Source organism: Kitasatospora sp. LaBMicrA B282, assembly GCF_050325825.1.
Taxonomy (GTDB): domain Bacteria; phylum Actinomycetota; class Actinomycetes; order Streptomycetales; family Streptomycetaceae; genus Kitasatospora.
Genome location: NZ_JBNQTI010000030.1, coordinates 23,861 through 39,905, shown reverse-complemented (window position 1 = coordinate 39,905; position 16,045 = coordinate 23,861). Strand labels below are relative to the sequence as shown.

Below are 16,045 nucleotides of genomic sequence, written 5' to 3'. Positions count from 1 at the left end.
CCAGGCCCATCGGGTGTATCGGCACCGAAGACCTAAGCGCTCGCAAGAACGAGGTGCACAGCGCAGGCTCGGGCCGCGGCCACCCGATGGGCGGCGAGGACGGCGAGCGCACGGTCCGGGATCGACACCGTGGGTCTCCAGCGGCGGTGTGTCGCCGGTGGGGGCCAACCGCGCTCGGCGGCGCAGCGCCTGGCCACGCCCCATTCGAAACCCCGTCCGAGCAACCCGGCCACTGAAGCCGCACACGCGGCCCAGCGCGGTGACAACGCCGGTGGGATCTTCTAATGTCACGGACGACAGTGATGATCACAAAAAGGGGGTGCGGCCATGATGACCCTGCGGTCCGACACCGGGTGGAAGCTCGACAGCGGCTGGGGCCGGAACAGCACTGGGGACACGTCCTGGGGCACGTGAACCCGCTCGGCCACCTGGCCGAGGACCCATGGGCCCGCCGGCGGCCACCTCATTGTTCCCGGCCGCCGAGCACCACCGAGAAGGAAACCCCTCATGCCGACCAATCGACACCACCGCCCCCGACGGGACACCAACTGGGGCGGCCTGACCCCGGACACCCACTGGGGCGGCTGACCCCCGCCGCGGCCCCGCCCACGTAGATGACGGGCTCCTCAAGAGCCGCGGGCACAGGTCACCGACCAGGCGCAGCAAGCTCGTGTCGCTGGCCGCGGCCCGGACCCGCCTCCGTGGCTTGAGCAACCACTGCCCGTACTCGTCCCAGGTGGCCGGGTCGTGGCCGAGCGCGCCTACGCCGCGGCCCGGCTGGCCGGCCTGCCGGGCGCCCTGGGCAGCCTGGTCGACCTGCATGGCGAGCCGGCGTTGCCGCTCGGCCTGCAGCTCGCGGACTGCGCCGGCTGCTGCACGGCGCTGGGCCGCGCGCAGGTCGGCGCCGAGATCGAGCAGAGCCCGCAGCCGATCCTGGTGGTGGCGGGCGAGCTGGTTGACGGCCCACGCCGCGGTCGTCGGTCGGCCCAGCGCGGCCAGGCGGGCAGCGTCCCCGCGCCGACCGGCGGCGCGGGCCTCCCGCACCGCCTGGTCGCGGGCGGAGATGAAGTCTCTGCGCGGCAGGCCGTACAGGTCGCCGGTGGGGGCGTGGTCGGCCATGAGGCCGGCCTGCCGCCACCAGCGGCCACCCACCGCGCGCCTGCGGCACGGCGCTAGGCTCCCGCCCAGGCGGGTGCGACCGGCCCTCGACGCCGGCATGCACCCGGTGACCACCGCGGAGAAGAGCTTGCTGGACATCGACCGTGCAACAGCGCGGGGCAGGTGGCGAACGGGTTGTCCGTCGACGGGAGCGGGAGCACGCCGGGGCGCGCGGAGTTGTTCTCACGCCCATCGGGGGCGTGAGCAGCGCTGGACCTTGGGAAGGGTGGGGGCATGACCTGCAACAGCTCGTGGCCGGCGGCCGCTGCCGCTCTCGCCGATCGCCTCACCCGGTCCGAGGAGGCCGCCACCCTCCTCGCGCTCGCCCGCCGGGAGTTCGACGAAACGGCGGCGCCCGAGGCCGTGGACCAGGCCCTGGCCCGCATCCGCGAAGCGGTGGCAGTCAGCCGGGCCGCGGATCGGTCGGTGCTGTCCGCCGCCCGGCAGCTGCTGCACCGCAGGGCCGCGGGACGCTCGCCCGGGCGCCTTCCGCGCATCTGGCAGGCGCCGGGACCCCGCACGCCCGCGTGGTGGGTGGCGTTGGCCGTCGGCGAAGAGTGGGGCATCTGGCGGGCCCTGCCGGTACCCGGACCGGAACTGCGGATCGCCGGCGCGAGCGACCCACTGGTCCAGGACGTCGCACACCAGGCACGCCTGCTGCAGGCCAGCCTGACCGGGCACCAGGCCCGCAACCGGATGTTCGAGCGCTACACGCCCGCGCAGTGGCCCGGGGTGGCCGTAGAGGAAGGCCGCACCGGCGGCCTGTGGGTACGGCCCAGCCGCCGCGAGGAGGCACAGCAGGCCGTGGCGGACGCCGGCCTGGTGTGGGAGAGGGCGCAGGCCTACGCCCGCGCGGTACTGGCCCTGCTCACCGCAGCGGAAAGCACAGCCTGCGTATGACGCTCACGCCGCACGCCCCCGCACCCGGAGCCCGTCGGGCCGCCCACCCCACCCGGGGCGGGGCCCGGGCGTTAGCCGAACGTGAATCGGCCCCCGCCGGTCCTGCGTAGGCTGCTGCCCATGGACACCACGGAAAGCATCCGCCTGATCACAGCTGTGGCCAGCCGTCAGGGCACGAGTGGCCCCAACGCGGATGCCGCCGCCACCTACACCTCCACGAGCACCGGGCAGACCGCCCTCGCCCTGGTCGACGGCATGGGCCACGATCCAGACATCGTCCGCTTGGCGCCGATGCTCGCCGAGACGGCCGCCCGCGTCGGCGCGGTGCGCGGGGCCCTGGCCGGGCTGCTGTCAGCGGGACTGCTGGTGCACGACCCAGGCCCGGACGCGGTCGGAGTCCTCGCCGTGACCCGCGAGGACGGCAGCGCCGAGCTCGTCTGGGCCGGCGACTGCCGGGCCTACCACTGGGACGGCGGTGAGGACGTCCGCCAGCTCACCACCGACCACAACCTCGCCGCCTACCTCACCCGCGCAGCCCGCGGCGCCGGCGAGGTACCGGTGACGGCCCTGGCCGACTACGTCAGCGTCACCCTCGGCCTGGCGGTACCGGCCACCGCCGCCTACGTCTCGGTGCCGGCCGGAGGGTTGCTGGTCCTGACCACCGACGGCATCCACGACAGCATCGACGACCAGGAACTCCACACCCTCATCCGCACACACCACGGCTCGGCGCAAGACCTCGCCGACACCCTGGTCGCCGCCGCCCGCGCCGGCCGCAACGGCGAACGCGACGACGCCACCGCCATCGTCCTGCAGTACCACTGACAGACGATCAACCTTCGGACCGCCAGAACTCACGTCCGCGGGCGACGCCAGAGCAGCGTCACGGCCGTGCCGGCGCTGCAGACACTGCCCGGCGTCAACCCCGTGCACCGTGCGGCCGATCGAGCCTTCCCTCGGCTCGGCGTTGCCCATCCTCGATGAACCGGCCCACCGTGAGATCCGCCCGTCTAGCTGGTAACAGGCACGTATTCGGAGGGCGCCGTATTCTCTGTCGATCATGATCTCTGGACGACCCGCGCAGCACACCTGCAGGAAGGGAACCAGGGCGACTATGTGCCGCTATCGGCCGATACGTTCATCGGGTTGTGGGTGTGAACATGCCGATCTCGGGAAGCGATCTTACGGGGCCGCTGACCGGTGGCCCCCGGAACGCTTCCGACCTGAGGAGTCCTGCTTGTCCCGCCGCCCTCTCGCGCTGCTAACGGCTTCGGCTGCCGCCGCTTTCACCGTTCTTGCTCTTTGCGTGCCAGCCCAGGCCGCCGAGCCTGCCGGACAAGGCATCGACCTGCCTACGGTCACCGTCACCGGCAACACTCTCGCCTGGTCCGGCACGTACTCGTGTGACGGCGGCCTCCTGCAGACCCTTACCGTCCAGGCCACCGACGACGCCGGCAACACCGCCACCGAGACGATTCCCCAGCTCTGTCTCGTTGCCCAAGCCGGGACCCCGATCAACGGCACGCTCGCCACCGGCCTGCTCGGATCGGGTCCCAACTGGAGCCAGCACGTGACGATCACCGCCACGCTCGCCGACCCCCTCGGCAACACCCTTGCCCAAGCCGAGGTCACCTACGACTCCGGCGCCGTGGGCGACATCACCGTCGACGACGCCACCCCGGACTCGTCCGGCAACCTGCGCATCTCCGGCACCTACAGCACCGGGAAAGCCGCCTGCGACGCCGGCTGGATGACCAGCTCGTACAACTACGTGCCGTCCGCAGGGAACACCCCGCAACCCACCAACTACCCGTACAGGAGCAACGTCCAGACCATCCCCACCAGCGCCACCACCGGTAAGTGGAGCACCACCATCCCCGCCCCCTCTAATTCTGACGGTAAGCAATTCCTGCCCGGGGTGAAGAATCAGGGACAGTGCGGCAGCTACTACAGCTCCGACGCGTTTCTCTCGCGCGGAGCCTAGTAGGGCGCGGTGAAGGCGGCCCTGGGCTGGTCCCGGGTCCGCCTTCACTGCGTTCCCCAGTCGGCCCGGACTGGGAGCCAGGCGGCCGTCAGGCGCGGCTGGCCAAGTAGGTGTTCCAGTCGCGGCCGGCGCGTCGGGTCCACTTCAAGGCGCTGGTGATGCTGATGCCGAGCAGGGAGCTGAGGACGGATGGGGGCAGGTCTGCGCCGAGGGTGATCAGGGCGGAGTTGCGCAGGGGGATGACCGGGAAGCCGTGTCGTCGGAGCTTGCTGGTGAGGTGGTGGGCGGTGACGGGCTGGTCTGCGAGTTGGCCGGGGAAGAGCCAGGGTGCATCCGGGCGTGCGGTTGTGCGGGCGATCGCGCAGGCGGTGACGGCGAGCTCGGCCTGGTGGGCCAGGAGGCGGAAGACGGTCGGGGGGAGAGCGGCCGGGTGTTCGCCGAGCCGGATCGTGGGGTGCTCGCCGCCGGTGAGGTGGCGGGTGGTCAGTTCGGTGATGCGCTGGCCGCTGAGGCCGTAGAGAAGGGTGAGGCAGGCCGCGGCGCGGACGTCGAGTGGAAGGTTGTCGTCGTTCAGGCAGCGGTCCAGCAGTTCCCACCGCTGCTCGGGGGTGGACCAGTTCCGTGGTTCGGGTGAGCGGCGGGGCCACGGGACGTCGAGGTCGGCGGTGAGGCCGCGTTGTGCGGTCCACCGGAGGAAGCCGCGGACGGAGCGGCGGGAGGGGCCGCCGGCGTCGAGCCAGTCGTCGATGTGCCGCTGGGTGATGACGTCCAATGCGTAGCCGGTTTCGGTCGTCCAGGTGAGGAACACGATCACGGACAGCAGGTGGCTGCGCTTGCGGGCCAGGCTCTGCGCGGTGAACCGCGTCCGGTCGGCACGGCGGCGTGCGTCCCGCACGACGACCCAGCTGCCGTAGGCACGTAGGAGTCTGCGGTGTTCGGGCGGAGCGTCGGCCATCTTGCGCTCCAGCCACGGTGCGAGGCGTTCGAGGGCCTCGTGGCGCTCGGGGAGGATGGCCAGGTGGACGAGCGTGGCGCGCAGGACGACGACGGCGGGCCGGTTGGCTTCGGTATCGAGAGCCTCGTGGGTCACCTCGGTGCCTGTGGCCGCCAGGCTGCGCAGGAGGGCAGCCCCGCCGTGGGGTCGGTTGAGCCAGGTCAGGACGGATCGGGCGCGGGTGACGTTCATCAGCGCCTGGACCAGGGGGGCCAGTTGGTCGGGCGTGGTGCCGTCGGGGGCGGTGAACTCGGTGGTGAGGCGCTCGCGCAGCACGCAGCGGGCGCAGTGGCCGTGGCGGTCGGTCTCTTCGCCGGATCCGCAGGTGGGGCAGAGGTAGGCGTTGCGGGCGCCGGAGCACTCGCCGCACAGGCTGCCTCCTTGGTCGGTGCGGCCGGTCAGGGGGCGGATCTGCCCGCACTCGGTGCAGGGGCCGGGGTGGCCGCGGACGTGGTTGTAGCAGGTGGCGCACACCGGTCCGAGCGGCCAGCGGGCAGCTACTCGTCGGAGTTGTTGGCAGAGGGCGCAGGCTTGCTGCCGGATGGTGCGTTTGCGGCAGGTGCCGCAGATGGGTGTGCCGGTCGAGATCTGGGTGCAGGGGCGGGTGCGGCCGCAGCTGGAGCAGACCGTCTCCTGGCTCTCCCAGCAGCGTCGGCACAGGTCGGGTCGGCTGTCGCGGGCTCGGGCGGTGATCGTGGTGACCCGGCCGCACCCGCCGCAGGTTCGCTCGGGCTGGAGCTTGCGGCCGTAGCAGGTCGTGCAGTGGGGCGTTCCGTCCGGGCGGGCGGCGACCATCGCGGTGCGGTTGCAGACGCCGCACGGCTCGGGTGGCTGCCGGCCGCAGGCCTGGCACAGCGCGTTCCCGTCGGGCAGTCGCCGGTGGACCCGCCGGTGGCGGCCGCAGGTGAGGCAGGGTTCCAGCTTCCACTTCGGGGGCGTGCCGGTCACGACAGCTTCGGCCTTCGAATCGTGCTTCGCTGCACGGGGGCCTGGATGTCGGCGGGACCAGCCCCGGCGGTCCTGCGGACCTGGGTGTTGGCCACCTGGATCTCGATGAGGTCGTTGGGGGTGCAGTCGAGGATGTCGCACAGGGCCGCGAGGGCGTCCATGCTCAGCCGCTGCGGTTCCTGGGTGACGAGGCGGTAGACCTGCTCGCGCGAGAGGATGACGCCGCGTTCTGCGAGCAGCGGCACCAGCTCCGAGGTCTGGAACAGGCCCTTCTCCGCCATGCGAAGGCGCAGGTTCCAGGAGATGCCCATCTTCTTGATCACGCGCTCGGTCCCCACAGGTCGGCGTGCTGGTCCCGCAGGGCGCAGGTAAGCAGGCGATTACGGTACTCGGGCGAGACCCCCGTATAGACCGCTGTCGTGGAGCCGTAGCGGTGTCCGACCTGGTCCTGGACGAACCGCTCGGGGTAGCCGAACTCGATCAGGTGGGTGATGTACGAGTGGCGTAGGCAGTGGAGGTCCAGCAGTGGGTCGAGCCCGGCCAACTTGCGGATCTCAACGAAGACTTCGTCCATTCGACGGCAGGACAGGCGTCCGCGGCGCTCGGTCACCCACAGTGCGGGGTGCGCGCCGGGCGAGAACGCGGCCCGCAGGTGGTCCACCCACTGCGTGAGTACCGGCATGACCCAGTCCATCTCCGGCACCAGGTAGACCGTGCGGCGCTTGGGCGGGGCACCGCGTGAGGACTTGCCCCAGCGCACGTGGATGAGCCCGAGCCGGCCGAACTGGCGCATCTTCGGATTGGAGCGCAGATCCGCGAGGTCCAGGCCCCAGGCGTCGCTGCGGCGCAGGCCGAAGGCGTACACCATCTTCATCAGCGCGGAGTCGCGCTGGGCGGCCAGTGCCCCTTTCCGGCCGCGGCGCCGGATGTCCTCCACCCGCTGGTCGGCGGCGTCGAACAGCTGCTGGACCTCGTCGTAGGTGAACGGCCGCCGTCGCGGGTCGCCCTCGTACTCGCCGACGTGGGCCACTGTGTTGCGCTCGTCCAACAGTTGCTGGGGCACCGCTCCGAACCGGTCCCGGCACACCGCCGGCCAGCCGTAGCGCGGATCGGTGATGAACTCCAGGAACAGCCGGACGTGGCCCTGGTACCCCCGGGTCGTCGAGACGGCGATCCGCTGTCCCCGCCACCGCAGCTGGTCGAAGAACGCCTCGACCTCGGGCGCCGTCCACTGCCACGGGTACTGATTGGAGAAGGTGACCAGTCGGTTGACCAGGGACTCGCGCCGCCCGATCGTGTCCGCCTTCAAGTACCGCACGCGCTGCTGCCGGGCCCAGCCGTCCAGCATCGCCCGCAGCACGGCCGGCTCCGGATCCAGGTGAACCACGCCGTCGAGCAGCATCAAGTGAGCCGCGCCGGGGTGGTGATCTTGCAGATTCACATGTTGCATCTAACGCAACAATGACGCGTCGCGTGCGTCCGAGCGAGAAAGCAGCAGGTCAGGAGTCGTCACTCGGATCGTCGCCAGGTTGACGACCAGCGGATTCGTCGGGATCAGGCGCTGCTGAAAGTTGCATTGGATGCAATTCCGCCCGGACGCGAAGGACGCGCGGACGATGCCGGAACCGGGCGAACTCCGTCGGGGCGACCTGGTCGGCCTGGACCTCGACGACGACTTCGGGGCGCACCGGCACGTACCGAACCGGTCGGCTGCCGGGAAGTCCTCCCACGACGCCGGGCAGTTCCCGCGCCTTGCCGACCGGGTGGAGCAGCGGGGCGATCTGGGAGCGCAGCCGGCTGCCGATCGGCAGGGTGACGGCGACGGCGCGCGGCCGGCCGGCGTGGTCGGGCAGGGAGAGCACGAGGGCCTGGTGGGCGGGTGCGGTCGCAGTGACGCCGGTGACGATCAAGTCGATGGTGTGGGTGCGCCTCCATTTGAGCCAGCCGCCGGCCCGCCCCGGCCGGTAGGCGGCATCGGGCTTCAGCACCGCTCCCTCGACGCCCGGAGTGCTGAGCCAGGCGAGCGCGGCGCTCGGATCGCCGGTTGTGGGCACCGGGCGGATGAGCGGGGACGACGTCGCGAGGAGGTCGAGAAGGTGGCGCCGACGGGCGGTCTGCGGGAGCGGCCGTAAGTCCTCGGCATCGCGGGCCAAGGCGTCGAAGGCCGCGAAGCTGATGGAGAAGTCGTCGCTGGCGCGGGGCCCTCGTGGTGACCTGTGCTGCAGCTTCCCGAACTCAATGTCGCCGCGGCTGTTCACCGCGAGGATCTCCCCGTCGATGATGGCCGGCGCCAGCGAGCCAGCGGCCGCCGCGATGTCGCTGAACCGATCGGTCAGGTTACTGCCGCTGCGACCGAAGAGCTGTCCGCGCTCGGTGTCGATCAGGACCCGCCAGCCGTCCAGCTTCGGCTCCACGGCGCCGTCGAACTCCGCCGGCAGCTCTGCGATCGGGCTGGCCTGAGCGACGGCCACGGGTGGGTGGAACGGAAGGGGCATGTCTAGTTGATACCCGGCTGGCACAAGCTGTTTGTATAGAGACGACCAAGCGTGCACCAAGCGCAGCTCGACCGGTGCGCGGCGGTGGACCTGCTGGACGGTGTGCTGCCGACGACGGCCCGGCTGGCCAAGTGCTGGAGCTCCGGAAGTACCGCGCCGGGGCGCAGACGGCCGGCGCCCACCAGCTGGATTACCGCAGGGCCGGCGGCTTCCGGCGCTAGTTCAGCGGGGGCGGCTGGGCGGTGACGGCCGACTCGCGGACCGGCAGGCCCTGGTTCTCACGAAAGACTGCGTCCCGGACCTGCGAGGCGATGGTGGGCCGAGACGGCGCGTCGAGGTACAGGGCCGTGGAGTCGAGCGGCACCAGCCGGCGCTCGTTGATCAGGTCGCACAGGGCACGGGGGAGGTCGTGCAGGCGGTCGGGCAGCTCGATGGCGGCACCAGGCGGCAGGCGGCAGGCGGCGCGCCGGGCCTTGGCGATGTTGGTGCCCGGGTCGGCCTCAGTGGCCTTGGCCAGGTAGTAGGTGATGGGCTGGATCGTCCAGGGCAACACCTCGTGGAGTTCGACGGCGGGCTGGGCAAACGCGTCTTCGCCCAGGGCGAGCCCGTCGGTCAGCCACTGGCGGCGCATGCTGGTGCGATAGGGGGCGTACGCGGCGTTGCGGAAGGCGTCACGGGTGGTGATCGCGGCGGTGGCCTCGATGCGGAACGTGGCGGCCAGGCGCTGCAGGATCGGTTCCAGGGCGGCGCGGGCGGCCGGCGCGTCGGTGGCGCAGGCGACGACGGGGATCAGGTCGAGGTCGGAGGCGATGTGTCCGCCGCGGCCGGTGCGGTGGTCGCCCCGGGCCAGCGATCCGGACAGCGCGACCGACATGCCGCTGACGTCGGCGAACTCCTCCTTGAGGCGCTGCAGCAGCAGGGGGAGGTCGGTGGTGATCACGGGTGGGTGCCTCCGATGTCGGCGACGGCGGTGAAGTCGGCGTAGGCGCCGTGGCGTGCCTGGGCGTCCTCGAATGCCTCCAGGACGGCGGCGAGGGGAGGAAGGTCGCCCAGCAGCTGTCGGGCGTAGCGCAGGTCCTTGACCATGTGGTGCAGCGCGAAGTCGGGGTCGCCGTAGGTGCTGCTGGTGATCCGGTCGAGCTTCTGGTCGGCGAGGGTCGCCATCCAACCGTCGGAGGTGACGATCGTGGCGGCCACCGGGAAGTCCTCGCCGAGGTGCGCTGGCAGGGTGCGGGCGAACACGCCGGCGGCGTGCAGCAGCGTGGCGCCCCAGGCGTTGAAGATGAGCTTGAAGCGGGCCGGGTTGCCCGGCTGGGTGAACCGGTAGCGGCGGTGGGTGAAGGCGTCCAGGGCTCGCTCAGCGGCGGGGCTGTGGCCTGGGGCGTAGAGGAAGGCAGAGAGCGTTCCGGCGCGGGCTCCGGGTCGGGACCCGGTGACCGGGCATTCCCAGGCGAGTGAGCCCAGCGCGCTGATCTCCTGCTGCCACTGCTCGGCCCGCTCGGGAGTGATGGTGGACAGCTCGATGCAGGTGGGCCGGTGCCGGGCGAGGGCAGCGGCCACGTGCTGGTCGCTCCAGAACGCGCAGCTGTGCTCGTCGTCCTCGAAACAGCCGATCAGCACGTTCGGGGCCGCGTCCGTGATGGCGGCCGAAGTGATGAGCGTGACGGCTTCGTGCGGGGACTCGGACAGGTGGCGGCTCGTCAGGTGAACGCGGGTGTCTGGCATGGCGGTGAGGTGGGGCAGGATGCCGCTGGTCATCGCCCCGTACCCGGCGACGACGATGGTCGTCGCCGGGCTGGGTGCCCGCCGTGGAGCAGGGATCATGCGACCACTCGTCCTTCGGCGCGGTGTGGCCGGTCCAGACCCCAGGTGAGCGCGTCGGCCTTGGCGGGCTCGTACAGGCACCAGACCATCGTCGGCTGCCACCGCTTGCGCACGACCAGCCCGGCCTGCACGGCGACGTCCACCGACCCGATGCAGGCCTCGGCCCGGCCGTCGGCGACCCGGCGCACGGCCAGCGGCTTCGCTTCGACGTACTGGCGTTGGGCCGACGGCGCGAAGCGGTCGGCGAAGACCGCGGTGGCCGGGTGGAGGGCGATCGTGCGCGGCACCTCGACGTCCGCCGGCGTCGCCAGGCACATGGGCTTGGTCCGCGCCACCCAAGCCCGGAGGAGCGAGGCCCTGCCCTCGTAGCGGAAGTGGAGGTCCACCCACAGGTCGGACACCGTACCGTGCGCGTCCCGCTGGGCGTAGCCGGCCGCGACCAGGGCGCAGTGGCCGTCGGTGATGGCCTGCTGCGTGGCCAGCTCGAAGGTGGCGGCCAGCAGCACCTGGTCGAAGTGCCGCACCGCCTCTGTGTGGGCGTCGGTCCCCGATGGCCCGAGGGTCACCACGGCAGGCCGTTCCAGCAGCGCATCTGATCGGCTGGGTTCGCGCTGCCGAGTCACCTGCTGCTCCGGGTGGCGGTGACGAGGGAGTAGCCCTTGGGGTCCTCCCAGCGGCGGCCGGGGTTGTTGGTGAACCAGCGGCGCGCCCGCTCGCTGATCTCCTCCCGGATCTGCGCGGTTGCCGGGTGGCCGGGGGTGAGGCCGGCGAAGGACATCAGGGCCGCCGCGTACGTGGTCAGGGCCTCCGCTGTGGGCAGGGCCAGGGTGTTGTCGAAGCGCATGGTGTCGGCGGTGCCGAACGTGGCGGTCACCATCGCGGGCAGGTTGTCGCTGGTGACGGAGTTGACCGGTGCGGGCGCGGGGGTGATCCCGGCCTCCTGCACGATCGTGCGGACCAGGTCCAGGGTATTCTGGGCGACTTGGCGGTGGTTGACCGTGGCGACGAAGACCCCGCCGGGGCGAAGGACCCGGTGTGCCTGCTCCAGCGCGAGCTGCGGGTTCGGAACGTGGTACAGCATATGGCGGGCGGTGACGATCGCGAACTCACCTTCAGAGAAAGGGAGTTCCTCGGCCGATCCTTCGATGGCCTGGATCCGGTCGGTGCGGGTCGCCTCGACGGCCTGCGGGCTGGTGTCCAGGCCGACCAGGCGCCCGGTGTGGCGGGGCAGGAGAGCGTGGAGGAAGCTGCCGGTCCCGCAGCCGACGTCCAGGAGCGGCCGGTCGTCGGGCAGGTGCAGTGCGTCGCGGACCGCAGCCTCGGGGTCGTCCGGGGTGATGCTGTGGAGACGGTGGGTCGCCGTACGGTCCGCCAGGGCTCGCAGGTCGGCGTACTCGGCGTGCACCAGGTGGCTCGCGTCGGTGTCGGGGGTCATCGTGTGGCCCTTTCGGTGTCGGTGGGGTTGAAGGTCAGCCGCCCAGGAGGCCGCGCAACCGCGCGGCCTGGAGTTCGGCCGTGCCTGGGGGATTGCGGACCTGCTGGGGCTCTTGAAGGGTGAGGAGGAGAAGCCACAGCAGCGCCAGAAGGCGCCGGCACTCCAGGAGGCGTCGCCGCTCCGCTCTGCTCAGATCGAAGTGGTCCAGGAAGCGGGGGACGGCGAAGTCGGTGTCCACCCAGGTGGAGACGTGCTCGACGACTTCGGCGAGTTCGTACGCACGGTCGCTGCGTCCCGAGTCCTCGAAGTCAACGATGCGGATTCTCGACCCATCCCAGAGAAAGTTGGCGAGGTTGCCATCCGCTTGCCCGAAGACGGGCCCAGACGGCGACCGGGCCGAGGCGAGTACGGTCCGGTTGAGCCAGCGAAACCCTTCGGCGGCCGCTCTGCGGATCACGGCCGGCACGTCACCTCGGTGTACCTGCGCGTACCGTGCGCGGATGCCGCGGACGACCTGGTGCTCGTTCCACAGGCGCGGCGGAAGCCGTGCTGCCACAGAGCGAGGGACGGCTTCGTGCATGCACGTCAGCGCCGCAGCCAGGGCCTCCAGCTGCTTGGTCGTCACCGTTTGGCCTCGCAGAGGGGTGCCCGGGAGGCGCGACATGCTCACCACCGGGGCAGTGGAGGACGAATCCGCTTCCATCAGCGTCGGAGCCAGGCCCGGCGCCCACTCCTCCAGCAGGGTGAGGGCGCGCCACTCCCGTTCGTGCTCGCCCTCCATGGTCGGGCGAAAGCGCTTGATCACGCGGTCGTCCAGGATCTCGACTCCGTGGGTGCCCCACTGCGCGGCCCTGCAACGCGTACCCGGCGTCCGACTCACGCGGGTTGGTTTTCGGCGGTGAGGCCCTGGAGCTCGGCGACGGCCAGCGAGGCGGTGAGCAGCCCGGCGGGGTTGCCGCAGTCGAGGTACTGGCCGGTGAGCGGATGGAGCAGCACGTCGTGGTCTGCGGCGAACGCGGCGACGGCGTCGGTGGCCTGGAGCTCGCCGTTCGCGGCCGGGCGCACGGCCTGGAAGTAACCGATCGCGGCGGCCGGGAACAGGGTGCGGGAGACGTTGACGTACGCGGTCGGCTCCCGGTAGTCGGTCGGGCGCTCGATCAGGCTGGCCAGCAGCTGGTGCCCGCCGGGTGCGGTGCGCGGCTGAAGCAGGCCGTAGCGGTGCGCGTCGGCGCCGGGCACCGTGGCGGCGGCCACCGCGCCGGCGGTTCCGGCGGCGCTGCGGGCAGCGACCAGGTCGGCGAGGTCGGAGCCGCCGTCGCGTCGCAGCAGCAGGTCGTCTCCGGAGATCAGCAGGAAGTCGTCCTGCCCGACCCAGTCGGCGGCGTAGATCAGCGGCAGGGCGGTGCCGTAGCTGCCGCTGGTGCGCGGCTGCTCGATGACGGTGATGTCGTCCGGGAAGGCGGGGGCCTCGTACTTGTCCTGCCACCCGCGGGTTTCGAAGTAGGCGCGCAGTTCGGGGTCGTCGGTGATGTAGTGGCGGATCTGGCGGGCCCCCTCGCCGGGCGGGGCCACGATCGCGATCCGCTCCGCGCCGGCCGCGATGCAGTCCTGGAGGGCGTAGTCCAGGACGGGCCGGTTGAGCACCGGGAGCATGCACTTCGTGATCGCCCTGGCGACGGGGAACAGGCGGCTGCCGACTCCGGCGGCAGCGATGACGGCGGTCAGGGGCATGGCGATTCACCTCGTATGTTGATCGGATGATCGTGCGGTGAAAGCGAATTGATGGTCACTCAGGTCACGCGGGTAGGCTGGCGACTGCCTGGCACCACCGCGCACCCCGGGCACGGCGCAGCAGTGCCTGCTGGCCGCCGGGCGGCGCGGCCGATCACCGGCGCCGGGCCCAAGCACTAGGGATGGGTGACCAGCATGACCACTGCCGTTGCCGAGCAGGTGTCGGACTTCTACTGCCAGGAGGCCTTGTCCGGGAACACCCCGGTCAAGACCGTCGAGGAGACGGACGAGGTGCTCGCCTTCGAGCACACCCGGCCGTCGTACCCGGTGCACATCGTGGTGGTGCCGAAGCTGCACACGCCGTCGCTGGAAGACCTCGGCGAGGGCGGCGAGGAACTGCTGCTCAAGGTGATGCGGGTCGTGCGCTCGGTCGCGGCGAAGGTGCGCGAGGAGTACGGGGCGTGCTGCATCGTGACCAACCTGGGCGAGTACCAGGAGAGCAAGCACCAGCACTGGCACGTGCTGTTCCGGGGCGAGCTGCCCGAGGGCCACGTCTGAGCGGCCCGCCCCGAGGGGTTCAGCGCCGTCGGCGCCGGCGCGGCCGTGCCAGGCGCAGGGTGCGCTCGGCGAGGTCGCGGGCGACCCGGTGGATCTGCTCCGGGTCGGGCTGCGGCCGATGCCCGAACAGCTCGGGCAGCAGCTTCTCGCAGGCGACCAGCAGCGGCAGACCGTCGGCCAGCTCCTCGTCGGCGACGACCCGGCACACCGCGCGCCTGGCGTAGTCCGTCGCGTTGTCGAGCTGGTCCCCGCGGCTGACCGAGGCGGGCAGGGGCACCAGTACGGCGGGCTTGGCCAATGCCTCCAGCTCGGCGAGGGTGGTCGCCCCGGCCCGGCCGATCACCAGGTCGGCCAGCCATAGGGCGTCCACCATCTCGTCGTGCAGGTACTCCAGCTGCCAGTACCCGGGCACCGCGGCAAGCGCCTGGTCGAGGTTGCCGCGGCCGGTGATGTGCACGACGGAGAACCGGGTGGTCAACGCGGGCAGCTGGCGGCGGACCGCCTCGTTGATGCGGGTGCTGCCGCTGGAGCCGCAGAAGATCAGCAGCACCGGCAGGCCGGGCGGGATCCTGAGGCGGTCGCGCAGCCGCTCGGGCCGGCCGTCGGCGAGGTCGTCGCGCAGCGGCAGCCCGGTGACCATTGCCTTGCGGCGCAGCCAGGACGGCATGTCGTGGCCGGGCTCGGACAGGCACACCGTGCGGGCCAGGCGGGCCAGGATCCGGTTGGCCAGGCCGAGGGAGTGGTCGGACTCGTGGATCAGCAGCGGCACCCGGTTGAGCCAGGCCGCGATCCCGACCGGCACCGAGACGTAGGAGCCCTTGGAGAAGAGCGCGTCGGGCCGCTCGCGGCGCATCGCCAGGTAGGCCGCGCCGATCCCGCGCAGCACGGTGAACGGCATCACGGCGTTCTTCCACGAGCGGTAGCGCTGCAGCCCGGCCGAGGGCACCGCGGCCAGCCGGAGCCCGGCCTTCGACGCCAAGTCGGCCTCGATGCTGCTGGCCCGGCCGAAGAACACCAGCTCGCCGACTCCGGCGCGGCGCAGCTCGGCGGCGACGGCCACGGCCGGGACGACGTGGCCCGCGCTGCCGCCGCCGGTAATTCCGATCTTTAAAGCTCCATTCATCGGCTCAGAGTAGCAGCGGCCTCCCTGCCGCACGGTTCGTGATCTTGTCACTGTTGCTCCTGCTGGCTGGGTGGGCACGCTGACGACCAACGGCCTTTCCTGGTACGCACGGTGGGCGTCGTGATGGTCACTCAATCGCATTCGAATACCAGACGGAATCCGAGATTCACATTTCGGTCCGTCGCGAAGGAGAAATGCCGGTTGTCGCAGCGCCCGTACCATTCCGGATAGGAGAAGGAACCACCCCGGATAATCCGGCCGGCCGGCAGGATCCGGCCCTTCCAGAACGACTGCGCCGGCTTGGCCGCGGGGCCCTGCGGGTCGGACTCGACGCCGCTGTCCGGGTACGGGGCGTACCAGTCGGAGCACCACTGCCAGAGCACCCCGTTGAGGCCGTAGAGCCCGAACGGGTTCGGGTTGGCGTCGGCGGTCTGCCAGCAGGCCGTGAACGCGTCCGGCCACGCCCGGCCCTCGTGGGTGCGCTGGGGCACACGCAGCGCGGTGCACTCCCGGGCGCAGGAGCAGGCTGCGCGGGTGGCGTACTCGTGCTCGGCCTCGGTGGGCAGCCGGTATCGGCGGCCGTCGCGCTCGGAGATCCAGGAGATGAAGCTGAGCGCGTCGTTGTAGGAGACGCCGACCACCGGGTGGTCGTCGCCGTGGATGTTGGCCGCGGAGAACAGCGGGCCGTCCTTCCAGTCCCCGCCCTCCCAGATCTCCAGGACCGGGTCGGCCAGGGAGCCGATCGCGTCCAGGTAGGTGCGGTACTGGGCGTGGGTGACCGGGCGCTCCTGCCAGGCGAGGGTCTTGGTGATGTGGACGGTCTGGAAGCGGTCGTTCTCCAGGCGGCGGTGGAAGCTGCCGGGCGGGACGGTCACGAGGGTAAGCACCAGCACTC

At 71.4% G+C, this 16,045-nt stretch carries 17 protein-coding genes; 5 read left to right on the top strand and 12 right to left on the bottom strand.

Features of this window, described 5'->3' with window-relative positions:
• Window positions 1-747: 747 nt before the first annotated feature.
• The 4 genes from ACQRUO_RS11470 to ACQRUO_RS11455 all read left to right on the top strand — a co-directional run bounded on the left by ACQRUO_RS11470 (window position 748) and on the right by ACQRUO_RS11455 (window position 4,042).
• Window positions 748-1,176, top strand: a complete 429-nt coding sequence (locus ACQRUO_RS11470; protein ID WP_428315702.1) for a hypothetical protein — start codon at window positions 748-750, stop codon at window positions 1,174-1,176.
• A 216-nt stretch (window positions 1,177-1,392) separates the two neighbouring features.
• A complete protein-coding gene (locus ACQRUO_RS11465) occupies window positions 1,393-2,058 on the top strand; it encodes a hypothetical protein (RefSeq protein ID WP_428315701.1) in 666 nt (221 codons plus the stop codon).
• A gap of 120 nt (window positions 2,059-2,178) precedes the next feature.
• On the top strand, window positions 2,179-2,883 hold the full coding sequence (locus ACQRUO_RS11460; protein WP_428315700.1) for a PP2C family protein-serine/threonine phosphatase: 705 nt from the start codon (window positions 2,179-2,181) through the stop codon (window positions 2,881-2,883).
• Between the two features lie 412 nt (window positions 2,884-3,295).
• Window positions 3,296-4,042 carry a hypothetical protein gene (locus tag ACQRUO_RS11455; RefSeq protein WP_428315699.1) on the top strand — a complete coding sequence of 249 codons (747 nt, stop codon included), beginning with the start codon at window positions 3,296-3,298 and terminating at the stop codon, window positions 4,040-4,042.
• A gap of 88 nt (window positions 4,043-4,130) precedes the next feature.
• Here the strand turns inward: ACQRUO_RS11455 and ACQRUO_RS11450 are convergent, their stop codons facing one another.
• The 10 genes from ACQRUO_RS11450 to ACQRUO_RS11405 all read right to left on the bottom strand — a co-directional run bounded on the left by ACQRUO_RS11450 (window position 4,131) and on the right by ACQRUO_RS11405 (window position 13,469).
• Window positions 4,131-5,984: a hypothetical protein gene (locus ACQRUO_RS11450; protein WP_428315698.1), complete on the bottom strand. Its 1,854-nt coding sequence runs from the start codon at window positions 5,982-5,984 to the stop codon at window positions 4,131-4,133.
• A complete protein-coding gene (locus ACQRUO_RS11445) occupies window positions 5,981-6,307 on the bottom strand; it encodes a helix-turn-helix domain-containing protein (protein ID WP_428315697.1) in 327 nt (108 codons plus the stop codon). Before ACQRUO_RS11445 ends, ACQRUO_RS11450 begins: the two co-directional genes overlap by 4 nt.
• A complete protein-coding gene (locus tag ACQRUO_RS11440; protein ID WP_428315696.1) occupies window positions 6,304-7,425 on the bottom strand; it encodes a tyrosine-type recombinase/integrase in 1,122 nt (373 codons plus the stop codon). The genes ACQRUO_RS11445 and ACQRUO_RS11440 overlap by 4 nt, the downstream gene beginning before the upstream one ends.
• A 58-nt stretch (window positions 7,426-7,483) precedes the next feature.
• Window positions 7,484-8,479: a hypothetical protein gene (locus ACQRUO_RS11435; RefSeq protein WP_428315695.1), complete on the bottom strand. Its 996-nt coding sequence runs from the start codon at window positions 8,477-8,479 to the stop codon at window positions 7,484-7,486.
• Window positions 8,480-8,696: 217 nt separating this feature from the next.
• Window positions 8,697-9,419 (bottom strand): hypothetical protein, encoded by a 723-nt coding sequence (locus ACQRUO_RS11430; protein ID WP_428315694.1) that lies wholly within the window; start codon window positions 9,417-9,419, stop codon window positions 8,697-8,699.
• Complete coding sequence (locus tag ACQRUO_RS11425; protein WP_428315693.1) at window positions 9,416-10,303, bottom strand: NAD(P)-binding domain-containing protein; 888 nt, start codon at window positions 10,301-10,303, stop codon at window positions 9,416-9,418. Before ACQRUO_RS11425 ends, ACQRUO_RS11430 begins: the two co-directional genes overlap by 4 nt.
• Complete coding sequence (locus ACQRUO_RS11420; protein ID WP_428315692.1) at window positions 10,300-10,827, bottom strand: hypothetical protein; 528 nt, start codon at window positions 10,825-10,827, stop codon at window positions 10,300-10,302. Before ACQRUO_RS11420 ends, ACQRUO_RS11425 begins: the two co-directional genes overlap by 4 nt.
• Window positions 10,828-10,922: 95 nt before the next feature.
• Entirely contained in the window at window positions 10,923-11,738 is an 816-nt protein-coding gene (locus tag ACQRUO_RS11415) for a class I SAM-dependent methyltransferase (protein WP_428315691.1), read from the bottom strand.
• A 34-nt stretch (window positions 11,739-11,772) separates the two neighbouring features.
• Window positions 11,773-12,543, bottom strand: a complete 771-nt coding sequence (locus tag ACQRUO_RS11410; protein ID WP_428315690.1) for an aminoglycoside phosphotransferase family protein — start codon at window positions 12,541-12,543, stop codon at window positions 11,773-11,775.
• A gap of 71 nt (window positions 12,544-12,614) precedes the next feature.
• The gene (locus ACQRUO_RS11405) at window positions 12,615-13,469 is read right to left on the bottom strand and encodes a sugar phosphate nucleotidyltransferase (RefSeq protein WP_428315689.1); all 855 of its coding nucleotides are present in this window, start codon (window positions 13,467-13,469) and stop codon (window positions 12,615-12,617) included.
• A gap of 195 nt (window positions 13,470-13,664) precedes the next feature.
• Between ACQRUO_RS11405 and ACQRUO_RS11400 the strand changes: the two genes are divergently transcribed.
• Entirely contained in the window at window positions 13,665-14,027 is a 363-nt protein-coding gene (locus ACQRUO_RS11400) for an HIT domain-containing protein (RefSeq protein ID WP_428315688.1), read from the top strand.
• Window positions 14,028-14,046: 19 nt separating this feature from the next.
• On the opposite strand, the gene ACQRUO_RS11395 is transcribed toward ACQRUO_RS11400, so the two are convergent.
• A complete protein-coding gene (locus tag ACQRUO_RS11395; protein ID WP_428315687.1) occupies window positions 14,047-15,150 on the bottom strand; it encodes a UDP-N-acetylglucosamine--N-acetylmuramyl-(pentapeptide) pyrophosphoryl-undecaprenol N-acetylglucosamine transferase in 1,104 nt (367 codons plus the stop codon).
• Window positions 15,151-15,281: 131 nt separating this feature from the next.
• Window positions 15,282-16,037 carry a formylglycine-generating enzyme family protein gene (locus tag ACQRUO_RS11390; protein WP_428315686.1) on the bottom strand — a complete coding sequence of 252 codons (756 nt, stop codon included), beginning with the start codon at window positions 16,035-16,037 and terminating at the stop codon, window positions 15,282-15,284.
• Window positions 16,038-16,045: the final 8 nt, after the last annotated feature.

Bases quoted from the DNA above. Each gene is read 5' to 3' on its own strand.
- ACQRUO_RS11435 (WP_428315695.1), bottom strand. From the start codon at position 8,479: ATGCCCCTTCCGTTCCACCCACCCGTGGCCGTCGCTCAGGCCAGCCCG.
- ACQRUO_RS11405 (WP_428315689.1), bottom strand. From the start codon at position 13,469: ATGCCCCTGACCGCCGTCATCGCTGCCGCCGGAGTCGGCAGCCGCCTG.
- ACQRUO_RS11425 (WP_428315693.1), bottom strand. From the start codon at position 10,303: ATGATCCCTGCTCCACGGCGGGCACCCAGCCCGGCGACGACCATCGTC.
- ACQRUO_RS11465 (WP_428315701.1), top strand. From the start codon at position 1,393: ATGACCTGCAACAGCTCGTGGCCGGCGGCCGCTGCCGCTCTCGCCGAT.
- ACQRUO_RS11415 (WP_428315691.1), bottom strand. From the start codon at position 11,738: ATGACCCCCGACACCGACGCGAGCCACCTGGTGCACGCCGAGTACGCC.
- ACQRUO_RS11395 (WP_428315687.1), bottom strand. From the start codon at position 15,150: ATGAATGGAGCTTTAAAGATCGGAATTACCGGCGGCGGCAGCGCGGGC.
- ACQRUO_RS11400 (WP_428315688.1), top strand. From the start codon at position 13,665: ATGACCACTGCCGTTGCCGAGCAGGTGTCGGACTTCTACTGCCAGGAG.
- ACQRUO_RS11460 (WP_428315700.1), top strand. From the start codon at position 2,179: ATGGACACCACGGAAAGCATCCGCCTGATCACAGCTGTGGCCAGCCGT.